Here is a 10,745-nt window from a genome sequence, read left to right on the forward strand (position 1 = left end):
CAGTTCCGCGTCGGTGGCCCGCCCCGCCCAGGGAGACGGCGCGGCGCGCGCGGCGCGGGCCACCGACGCGGAACTGACCGTCGTCAGGGCCGGGGTCGCGACCAGCGTCCAGGACCTGGGCCGGCCCGGCCTCGCCCATCTGGGCGTCCCGGCGTCCGGCCCCGCCGACCGGCGCAGCTTCCGCCTCGCCAACCGGCTGGCGGGCAACCCGGAGAACACCCCGGCCTTCGAGGTGACCGTCGGCGGCCTGGCCGTGACCCTGTCGGCGCCCCGGTACGTGGCGGTCACCGGGGCACCGGCCCCGGTGACCGTGGACGGTCTACCGGTGCACGACGCGACGCTCCTGCGGCTGCCCGCCGGATCCGTGCTGGCGATCGGCCGTCCCTGGGCGGGCTGCCGCACCTATCTGGCCGTCTCCGGCGGGATGGAGCCGGAGCGGGTGCTGGGGTCGGCCTCGCGCGACTCGCTCACCGGGCTCGGACCCGACCCCGTAGCGGCCGGGTCGCGGTACGGGCTCGGGCCCGCCCGCCCGGTGCCCGGCGTGCCGCTGGAGCTGGCGTTCAGCGTCGTCCCCTGCGGGGGGCCGATCACCGTCCGGTTCCGGTGGGGGCCGCGCCACGAGCTGTTCGGCGCCGCCGACCGGCACCGGCTGGCCCACGCGCCCTGGCGGGTCTCCGCCCAGTGCGACCGGGTCGGCGCGCGCCTGACGGGCGCCGCGCTGGCCATCGGCTCGGTCGACCTGCCCAGCGAGGGAACGATGCGCGGCGCCATCCAGGTGCCGCCCTCGGGCGAGCCGATCGTCTTCCTCGCCGACCACCCGGTCACCGGCGGCTATCCCGTCATCGGGGTGGTCACCGACGCCGACATCGACCTCCTCGGCCAGGCCGTGCCGGGAGACGAACTGCGGCTGACACCCGTGCGCTGAGCCCGTGCGGGGACAGTCCGCGCGCCGAGAGGAGGGCAGCAGCCGGACAGACCACGGCGCCCGCGCCGTTCAGGCCACGCAGAACAGCGCCCGGACACCAGGGCGGAACACCAGCACGAAACACCAGCCACGAAATACCAGGAAGAGAGAACGACCATGACCGACCAGCCCGCTTCCCTCGCCCCGTTCCACCTGGCCATCCCGGTCGACGACATCGAAGCCGCCCGGCAGTTCTACGGCAAGGTGCTCGGCTTCGGCGAGGGCCGCTCCGACACGAAGTGGATCGACTGGAACTTCGGCGGCCACCAGGTCGTCACCCACCAGGTCGGCGACGGCCCGTCCGGGGCGCCGCGCGACGGCATCGCCGGCACCAACCCCGTCGACGGACACGAGGTGCCCGTTCCCCACTTCGGCCTGGTGCTCTCCGTACCGGAGTTCCAGGAACTGGCCGAGCGGCTCACCGCCGTCGACACCCAGTTCGTCATCGAGCCGTACGTCCGCTTCCAGGGCGAGCCGGGCGAGCAGTGGACGATGTTCTTCCTCGACCCGGCCGGCAACGCGATGGAGTTCAAGGCGTTCGCCGACATCAGCCGGCTCTTCGCCGTCTGAGCCCCCCCGCCGCGCGGAACGACGGTCATCAGCAGGAGGACTGGTCCCGCTGATGGCCGTCGCGCGGGGACCCCGCGCCGTACGGACCGCGGTACACGAGCCCGCACGACTGACAGAAACATCCCGGCCACAGGACATGTCAGATCCGGAGGACACCCATGACGAGCCTACCAACGACGGTCGAAGACCCCGGGGGTACGGGGAACGAACCGGCCTCGTCGGCCGCCGCGCCCACGACACCCCTCACCGGGCCGGCGCACAGCCGTCCGCGCCGGGCGGCCATGGCCGCCGCCGCCGGCACCGCCATCGAATACTACGAGTTCGGCGTCTACAGCTATCTCGCGGTCATCATCGGACCGCACTTCTTCCCCGGCGACGACCCCACCGCCGCACTGCTGGCCACCCTTGCGGTCTTCGGCAGCGCGTTCCTGATGCGCCCGCTGGGCGGCATCGTGCTCGGGCGGCTGGGCGACCGGGTCGGCCGAAAACCGGTGCTGATCCTCACCGTGGTGGGCATGGGCAGCGCCACCGCCGCCGTCGGACTGCTGCCCACCGCCGAGACCATCGGGGTCGCCGCGCCGGTGGCGCTGCTCCTCGTCCGGCTGGCCCAGGGGTTCTTCGCGGGCGGTGAGGTGACCGGGTCCGCCACCTATCTGGCCGAGGCGGCGCCGCACGGCAAGCGCGGCTTCTTCGGGTCGTTCACCCCGGTCGGCGTCGCCCTGGGCGGCGGCACCGCCGCCCTGGTGGCCGGGGTCACCACGACCGTACTGGACGAGCGTCAGCTCGACGCCTACGGCTGGCGCATCCCCTTCCTGCTCTCGCTGCCGCTGATCGCCCTCGCGCTGATCGCCCGCAACCGGCTGGAGGACTCCGAGACCTTCCTCGCGAAGAAGTCGGAGAAGGCCACCGCCAAGGCGCCGCTGACGGAGGTGCTCACCGAGCACCGCGCCGCCGTGCTCAAGGTGACCCTGCTGGCCATCGGGTCCAACTGCGGCTACTGGGTCGGGCTCATCTTCATGAACATCTACCTCACCACCGATCTCGGCTACTCCAAGTCCTCCACCTTCTGGATCATGGGCGGGATCAGCCTGTTCGTGGCCTGTCTCATGCCGGTCTGCGGCGGGCTCTCCGACCGGTGGGGCCGCAAGCGGCTGATCACCGTCGGCTTCGCCGGATACGCGGTCCTGGTCGTCCCCGCCATGCTCGTCATGGGCCTCGGCAGCTTCCCGCTGGCCGTCGCCGCCATGGTCGTGCTGGCCCTGCCCATGCCCATCGTCCAGTCCGTCACGTACCCGACCTACGCCGAGATGTTCCCCACCCGGGTGCGCTACACGGGCCTCTCGTTCAGCTTTAACATCGGCACCATCATCGGCGGCGGACTCAGCCCCTACCTCGCCACCTGGCTCATCGCCACCACCGGCGATCTGCTCGCCCCCGGCTACCTGCTGATGGCGGCCTCGGTCATGGCGCTGCTCACGCTGCGCACCGTGCGGGAATCCAGCCGGACGGAGCTGCTGTGACGACGACCGGAACCGTCCCCGCCACCCCGGCCGAGCTGCGCCGCCTCGTGGCGGCCGGCCGCTGGACCGGGCCCACGGCCGGGCTGCTGGACGGCTACCAGCAGGCCAACCTGGTGGTCGTACCGCAGGACCTCGCCTACGACTTCCTGCTCTACTGCACCCGCAACCCCAAGCCCTGCCCCGTCCTCGCCGTCACCGAGCCGGGCGATCCGACGGTACGGCTCGGCGCGACCACCGCCGACCTCCGTACCGACCTGCCCCGCTACCGGGTCTGGCACCACGGCGAACAGGTCGCGGAACCCACCGACATCACGGCGTACTGGCGCGAGGACGCGGTCGGTTTCCTGCTCGGGTGCAGCCACACCTTCGAGGGGCCGCTGCGCGCGGCGGGCGTGCCCGTCCGGTACGCCGAGGAGTCGGCGGCGCCGCCCGTCTACGTCACGAACGTGCCCACGCGGCCCGCCGGACGGCTGTCCGGGCCGCTGGTGGTCAGCGCGCGGTCGATCCCCGCCCGGCTGGTCCCGCGCGCCGTCGAGATCACCTCCCGCTACCCGGCGGGACACGGCGCGCCCGTGCACATAGGCGATCCGGCGGCGCTCGGCATCGCGGACCTCGGGCGGCCCGACTTCGGGCCCCCGCCCGTCGTCGAACCCGGCGACGTGCCGGTCTTCTGGGCGTGCGGGGTCACCCCGCAGCTGGCGCTGCCCGCCGTCCGGGCCGCGTACACGATCACGCACCACCCCGGCCACATGTTCGTCTTCGACCACACCGTCGACGAGGGACCGGCCGGACTCACCGGGTGAGCGCGGGGCGGGCCGTGACTCCGGCCCGCCCCGCGCAGCGGGCCGTTACGCCTTGCGGAGCCGGAAGGCGAGGGCGAGACCCTCGTCCTCGAACGGCTCGCCGTACGTGGAGTCCGCCTCGCCCCGCGCGAAGTCCGTGGCCAGCACCTCGTCGGAGATCAGCGCGGTGTGCTCCGTGAGCGCCTCCGCCGTCGCGGCGTCCGCCGAGAGCCAGCGCACGGCGATCCGGTCCGCGACGTCCAGGCCGCTGTTCTTGCGGGCCTCCTGGATCAGGCGGATGGCGTCGCGGGCGAGCCCCGCCAGCCGCAGTCCGGGGGTGATCTCCAGGTCCAGGGCGACCGTGGCACCGGAGTCGGAGGCGACGGACCAGCCCTCGCGCGGCGTCTCCGTGATGATCACCTCGTCGGGGGCGAGCGTGACGCTCTCGCCGTCCACCGTCACCGACGCCGTACCCTCGCGCAGCGCCGCCGACAGCGCCGCCGCGTCCGCCTCGGCGACCGCCTTCGCCACGGCCTGGACGCCCTTGCCGAAGCGCTTGCCCAGCGCGCGGAAGTTCGCCTTCGCCGTCGTGTCGACCAGCGAACCGCCGACCTCGGAGAGCGTGGCCAGCGAGGAGACGTTCAGCTCCTCGGTGATCTGGGCGCGCAGCTCTGCGGAGAGCGCCTCGAAGCCGGTGGCCGCGATCAGCGCCCGGGACAGCGGCTGACGGGTCTTCACCCCGGACTCGGCGCGGGTGGCCCGGCCCAGCTCGACCAGCCGCCGGACCAGCGCCATCCGCTGGGAGAGCGCCGGGTCGATCACCGCCAGGTCCGCCTGCGGCCAGGACGCCAGGTGCACGGACTCCGGCGCGTCCTGCGCGACCGGGACGATCATGTCCTGCCAGACCCGCTCCGTGATGAACGGCGTCAGCGGCGCCATCAGCCGCGTCACCGTCTCGACCACGTCGTGCAGCGTGCGCAGCGCCGCCTTGTCGCCCTGCCAGAAGCGGCGGCGCGAGCGGCGCACGTACCAGTTGGAGAGATCGTCGACGAAGGCGGAGAGCAGCTTGCCGGTGCGCTGCGTGTCGTACGTCTCCATGGCCCGGGTGGTCTGGTCGACCAGCGCGTGCAGCTCGCTCAGCAGCCAGCGGTCCAGGATCGGCCGGTCGGCGGGCGCCGGGTCGGCCTCGCTGGGCGCCCAGTCGGACGTCCGGGCGTACAGCGCCTGGAAGGCCACCGTGTTCCAGTACGTCAGCAGTGTCTTGCGCACGACCTCCTGGATCGTCCCGTCACCGACGCGCCGCGCCGCCCACGGGGAGCCGCCCGCCGCCATGAACCAGCGCACCGCGTCCGCGCCGTGCTTGTCCATCAGCGGGATCGGCTGGAGGATGTTGCCCAGGTGCTTGGACATCTTCCGGCCGTCCTCGGCGAGGATGTGACCGAGGCAGACGACGTTCTCGTAGCTCGACTTGTCGAAGACGAGCGTGCCGACGGCCATCAGCGTGTAGAACCAGCCGCGCGTCTGGTCGATGGCCTCCGAGATGAACTGCGCCGGGTAGCGCTTCTCGAACAGGTCCTTGTTCCGGTACGGATAGCCCCACTGCGCGAACGGCATCGACCCCGAGTCGTACCAGGCGTCGATCACCTCGGGCACCCGGACGGCCTCGTGGGCGCAGCCCTCGGCGGTGCAGGTGAAGGTGAGCGCGTCGATGAAGGGGCGGTGCGGGTCGAGACCGCTCTGGTCGGCGCCCGTCAGCTCGGTCAGCTCGGCGCGCGAGCCCACACAGGTCAGGTGGTTGTCCTCGCAGCGCCAGATGGGCAGCGGCGTGCCCCAGTAGCGGTTGCGGGACAGCGCCCAGTCGACGTTGTTGTCCAGCCAGTCGCCGTACCGGCCGTGCTTGACCGAGTCGGGGAACCAGTTGGTCCCCTCGTTCTCCGCCAGCAGCCGGTCCTTGACGGCGGTCGTCCGGATGTACCAGGACGGCTGCGCGTAGTAGAGGAGCGCGGTGTGGCAGCGCCAGCAGTGCGGATAGCTGTGCTCGTAGGGAACGTGGCGGAACAGCCGGCCGCGCGTCCTGAGGTCCTCGGTGAGCGCCTCGTCGGCCTTCTTGAAGAAGACGCCGCCGACCAGCGGCACGTCCTCCTCGAAGGTGCCGTCGGGGCGGATCGGGTTGACCACCGGCAGGCCGTAGGAGCGGCAGACCTTCAGGTCGTCCTCGCCGAAGGCGGGGGACTGGTGGACCAGGCCCGTACCGTCCTCCGTCGTCACGTAGTCGGCGTTGACGACGTAGTGCGCCTCGGTCGGGAACTCCACGAACGTGAAGGGGCGGTCGTAGGTCCAGCGCTCCATCTCGGCGCCGGTGAAGGAGACGCCGGTGGCCTCCCAGCCCTCGCCGAGGGCCTTGCCCAGCAGCGGCTCGGCGACGACGAGCTTCTCCGCGCCGTCGGTCGCGACCACGTACCGGACGTCCGGGTGCGCGGCGACGGCGGTGTTCGAGACGAGGGTCCACGGGGTGGTGGTCCACACCAGCAGCGCCGCCTCGCCCGCGAGGGGGCCGGAGGTGAGCGGGAAGCGGACGAAGACCGAGGGGTCGACGATCGTCTCGTACCCCTGGGCCAGCTCGTGGTCGGACAGCCCGGTCTGGTCGCGCGGGCACCAGGGGGCGACGCGGTAGTCCTGGACGAGCAGCCCCTTGCCGAAGATCTCCTTCAGCGACCACCAGACGGAGTCGACGTACTCCGGGTCCATGGTGCGGTAGGCGTTGTCCAGGTCCGTCCAGTACCCCATGCGGGTCGTCAGCTCGGCGAAGGCGTCGGTGTGCCGGGTGACGGACTCGCGGCACTTGGCGTTGAACTCGGCGATGCCGTACGCCTCGATGTCCTTCTTGCCGGTGAAGCCCAGCTCCTTCTCGACGGCCAGCTCCACGGGCAGGCCGTGGCAGTCCCAGCCGGCCTTGCGGGCGACGTGGTAGCCGCGCATGGTGCGAAAGCGCGGGAAGACGTCCTTGAAGACGCGGGCCTCGATGTGGTGCGCGCCCGGCATGCCGTTGGCGGTGGGCGGGCCCTCGTAGAAGACCCACTCGGGGCGGCCCTCGGACTGTTCCAGGGTCTTGTCGAAGACCTTGTTGTCACGCCAGAAGTCGAGCACGGCGTGTTCCAGCGCGGGCAGGTCGACCTGGGCGGGGACCTGGCGGTACCGGGGGCCGGTCGCGGCGGTCGTCGGCTGGGGTTCTGCTGTCATGGGGCGCTTCCTCCGGCGGAACTGCGGCGATCTCCGTCGAAGGGACGAGAGCCTGCGCTCCCGCGGTACCACCCTCCTTGGCCCCGGACGAGGGTGTCGTCCGCGGCCCCCTCATTGGGGTCGCGCTGCCGGTTCTACTCGCCCGGGTGACCTGGGCTTTCTTCCGGCGGCTCAGGGGTGATGCACCGCGTCGCGCTCTGCCCCCGGGCTCGCACCGTCCCCGGGTCGCTCATGGCCGCTTGCGACGCCGCTTGTCCCCGTCCATGCCTTTCGCTGCGGCCAGTGTACGGGGAGGGGCCGGGCGGGGCCGACCCGTTTTCCGGGGGAGCGCCCCGGGGCTCGGGCCGGGGAGCGCCGTACGGCCGCACGTATGACCCGAACGGTTATACCGGCGGGGCCGCCCGCTGCGGTCCGCGCGGCGGCGGATTACCGGGCGGGGAGCTGGGCACAACGGATGGAGGCCCGTCCTGCCGCGCCACGGGGAGGGTCCGGGCGGTCGGCGTGCCCCGTTGCCGAGGGCCTGGTGTCGATTTATCGTCCCAGCACGATTCGCGTGCGCGATCACCACTTGTGAAGGGGCCGCGGCCATGGTGGCGAAGAAGACGGCGGCGGCCAGGAAGACAGCGGCCGTCGAGACGGCCGCCGGGGAGACGGAGGCGGCCGTGAAGAAGACGGCCGTGAAGAAGGCGGCCAAGAAGGCCGCCGCCGGGAAAACAGCCGCCAAGAAGGCCACGGAAAAGAAAGCCGCCGCCAAGAAGGCGACGGCGAGGAAGAAGGCCGCCGGGAGCCCGGCGGCCGGTCGGGCACCTGCGAAGAAGTCCGCGGCCGAGAAGGCGGCGCCCGCTCGGGCGGCCGCCGGCCCGACCGCGAAGAAGGCCGCGTCCGCGGCCGGCCGGGCGGCCGAGGCCGCTGAACAGACGGGAGCCAAGACGGTGGCAGCCAAGAAGACCGCGGGCAGGGGTACGGCGGCCGGAGCGGCCGGGACGGGGGTGGCCACCGCCGTCCCCGCGGCGCCCGGCGCCCCCACACCTCCGGACGGGCTGGCGGTACGGCCGGGGGAGGACCCGTGGACCCCGCGGGAGGTCGCGGAGGCCCGCTCCGAGCTGGAGGGCGAGATCGCCCGCCTCCAGGCCGAGATCACCGCCTCCGAGACCTCCCTCGCCGGGCTGATGCGGGACTCCGGGGACGGCGCGGGCGACGACGACGCGGACACCGGCACGAAGAACATCACGCGCGAGCACGAGATGTCCCTCGCCGCCAACGCCAGAGAGATGCTGGAGCAGACCGAGCGGGCCCTGCTGCGGCTCGACGCGGGCACGTACGGGCTGTGCGAGATCTGCGGCAAGCCCATCGGCAAGGCGCGCATGCAGGCGTTCCCGCGTGCGACGCTCTGTGTGGAGGACAAGCAGAAGCAGGAACGCCGAGGCTGACGTCGTACCTGTGTGCCGCACGCGTGTGCCGTACCCTCGTCCTCAGTCGGCCCCTCAGGTCCTGTCCGGGCGTCCCGGGCCCGGCGAAGATCGCCCGGACAGGGCCTGGCTTTGAGGATGCACGTGGCAGAGGCGGAGCGGATCATCGGTACGCCGGATACGGACGACGCGGCGGCGGCTCCGGAGGAGCGGCGGCCCAAGGGGAAGCGCAGGGTCGTCGCGCTCTTCGCCGTCGCCGTCGTGGCGTATCTGCTGGACCTCGGCAGCAAGATGCTCGTGGTGGCCAAGCTGGAGCACCACGAGCCGATCCGGGTGATCGGAAACCTGCTGCAGTTCCACGCGATCAGGAACGCGGGCGCGGCCTTCGGGATCGGCGAGGCGTTCACGGTGATCTTCACGATCATCGCGGCCGGCGTCATCGTGGTGATCGCCCGGCTGGCCCGCAAGCTCTACAGCCTGCCCTGGGCCATCGCGCTCGGCCTGCTGCTCGGTGGCGCCCTCGGCAACCTCACCGACCGGATCTTCCGCTCGCCCGGCGTCTTCCGGGGGGCCGTGGTGGACTTCATCGCGCCCGCGCACTTCGCCGTCTTCAACCTCGCGGACTCCGCGATCGTGTGCGGCGGCATCCTGATCGTGCTGCTCTCCTTCCGGGGGCTGGACCCGGACGGGACCGTCCACAAGGACTGAGGGTCCGGCCGGGTGTAGCCACAAGGCATACTCGACAGGTGAGCTTTCCCGAGATCAGAACGCTGCCCGTGCCCGATGGCCTGGAGGGCGAGCGCGTCGACGCCGCCATAGCCCGTATGTTCGGCTTCTCCCGTACGAAGGCGGCGGACCTCGCCGCCTCGGGGAAGGTCCAGGTCGACGGCGCCGTCGTCGGGAAGTCCGAGCGGGTGAGCGGCGGTGCCTGGCTCGAAGTGGAGATGCCGCCCGCCGCAGCGCCCGTGCAGATCGTGGCCGAGCCCGTCGAGGGCATGGAGATCGTGCACGACGACGACGACATCGTCGTGATCGTCAAGCCGGTCGGCGTGGCCGCGCACCCCAGCCCCGGCTGGACCGGCACGACCGTGATCGGCGGCCTCGCCGCCGCCGGGTACCGCATCTCGACCTCGGGCGCCGCCGAGCGGCAGGGCATCGTGCACCGGCTGGACGTCGGCACCTCCGGGCTGATGGTCGTGGCCAAGTCGGAGCGCGCCTACACGCTGCTCAAGGCGCAGTTCAAGGAGCGCGTCGTGGACAAGCGCTACCACGCGCTGGTGCAGGGCCACCCGGACCCGATGAGCGGGACCATCGACGCGCCCATCGGCCGCCACCCGAACCACGACTACAAGTGGGCGGTCACCGCCGAGGGCAAGGCGTCGGTCACGCACTACGACCTGATCGAGGCGTTCCGGTCGGCCTCGCTGCTGGACATCAAGCTGGAGACGGGCCGTACGCACCAGATCCGCGTGCACATGTCCGCCCACCGCCACCCCTGCGTCGGGGATCTGACCTACGGCGCCGACCCGACGCTGTCCAAGCGGCTCGGGCTGACCCGGCAGTGGCTGCACGCCGTACGGCTCGGCTTCGAGCACCCCTCGGACGGCCAGTGGGTGGAGTTCGCCAGCGGCTACCCGGACGACCTCCAGGGTGCGCTGGACAAGGTCAGGGCGGAGAGCAACGCGTGAGCACGCTGCCGCGCCCGGCCGGGGACGGCGGGGCCGCAGACGGCGGGGCCGGTCCGCTGGTGCGGGTCGTGCAGGACCCGGCCGACGTCGAGGCGTGCCTCGCGGTGCGCCGTCAGGTCTTCGTCGACGAACAGGGCGTCTCCGAGGACCTCGAATACGACGGCCTCGACGACCGGGCGGTCCAGGTGCTCGCCGTCCACCACGACGGCACCCCGCTGGGCACGGGACGGCTGCTGCACGGCCCCGTGGCCGCCGACAGGACCGGCGGCGACCCGCGCGTCGGCGCGCTGGGACGGCTGGCGGTGCTCAGGGCCGCGCGCGGGCGGGGCGTGGGCGCCGCGCTGGTGCGCGGGATCGAGGCGGCGGCGGTGGAGCGCGGCCTCACCGCGATGGACCTGCACGCGCAGACCCACGCGCTGGCCTTCTACGAGCGGCTCGGATACGCCGCCCACGGCCCCGAGTTCCTGGACGCGGGCATCGCGCACCGCGCCATGCGCAAGGAGCTGACGGCGGCCCCGGCGCGGTGAGCGGGGCCGGGGATCCGGCCGTCCACCCGTCCCCGGTGCACCGGG

The 10,745-nt window shown here is 72.5% G+C and carries 9 protein-coding genes; 8 read left to right on the top strand and 1 reads right to left on the bottom strand.

The annotated features are described in order from the left end of the window. Positions 1–13 precede the first annotated feature (13 nt). The 4 genes from DVH02_RS31080 (at position 14) to DVH02_RS31095 (ending at position 3,857) form a co-directional block, all read left to right on the top strand. Complete coding sequence (locus DVH02_RS31080) at positions 14–925, top strand: 5-oxoprolinase subunit C family protein (RefSeq protein WP_325051416.1); 912 nt, start codon at positions 14–16, stop codon at positions 923–925. Positions 926–1,081: 156 nt separating this feature from the next. Further along, positions 1,082–1,534 carry a VOC family protein gene (locus tag DVH02_RS31085; protein WP_114627188.1) on the top strand — a complete coding sequence of 151 codons (453 nt, stop codon included), beginning with the start codon at positions 1,082–1,084 and terminating at the stop codon, positions 1,532–1,534. Between the two features lie 158 nt (positions 1,535–1,692). Further along, positions 1,693–3,054 carry an MFS transporter gene (locus DVH02_RS31090; RefSeq protein ID WP_114627189.1) on the top strand — a complete coding sequence of 454 codons (1,362 nt, stop codon included), beginning with the start codon at positions 1,693–1,695 and terminating at the stop codon, positions 3,052–3,054. Further along, a complete protein-coding gene (locus DVH02_RS31095; protein WP_114627190.1) occupies positions 3,051–3,857 on the top strand; it encodes a putative hydro-lyase in 807 nt (268 codons plus the stop codon). Before DVH02_RS31090 ends, DVH02_RS31095 begins: the two co-directional genes overlap by 4 nt. Before the next feature lie 45 nt (positions 3,858–3,902). On the opposite strand, the gene ileS is transcribed toward DVH02_RS31095, so the two are convergent. Further along, complete coding sequence (gene ileS, locus DVH02_RS31100) at positions 3,903–7,076, bottom strand: isoleucine--tRNA ligase (RefSeq protein WP_114627191.1); 3,174 nt, start codon at positions 7,074–7,076, stop codon at positions 3,903–3,905. Between the two features lie 587 nt (positions 7,077–7,663). Here ileS and DVH02_RS31110 point away from each other — a divergent pair. The 4 genes from DVH02_RS31110 (at position 7,664) to DVH02_RS31125 (ending at position 10,700) form a co-directional block, all read left to right on the top strand. Next, complete coding sequence (locus DVH02_RS31110) at positions 7,664–8,506, top strand: TraR/DksA family transcriptional regulator (RefSeq protein ID WP_114627192.1); 843 nt, start codon at positions 7,664–7,666, stop codon at positions 8,504–8,506. 123 nt (positions 8,507–8,629) lie between these two features. Next, a complete protein-coding gene (gene lspA / locus DVH02_RS31115) occupies positions 8,630–9,193 on the top strand; it encodes a signal peptidase II (protein ID WP_114627193.1) in 564 nt (187 codons plus the stop codon). 38 nt (positions 9,194–9,231) lie between these two features. Beyond that, positions 9,232–10,173 (top strand): RluA family pseudouridine synthase, encoded by a 942-nt coding sequence (locus DVH02_RS31120; protein ID WP_114627194.1) that lies wholly within the window; start codon positions 9,232–9,234, stop codon positions 10,171–10,173. A gap of 56 nt (positions 10,174–10,229) precedes the next feature. Then, a complete protein-coding gene (locus DVH02_RS31125; protein WP_114627196.1) occupies positions 10,230–10,700 on the top strand; it encodes a GNAT family N-acetyltransferase in 471 nt (156 codons plus the stop codon). The last annotated feature ends 45 nt before the right edge of the window (positions 10,701–10,745 follow it).

Origin of the sequence: Streptomyces corynorhini (assembly GCF_003346515.1) — a bacterium.
GTDB lineage: Bacteria > Actinomycetota > Actinomycetes > Streptomycetales > Streptomycetaceae > Streptomyces > Streptomyces corynorhini.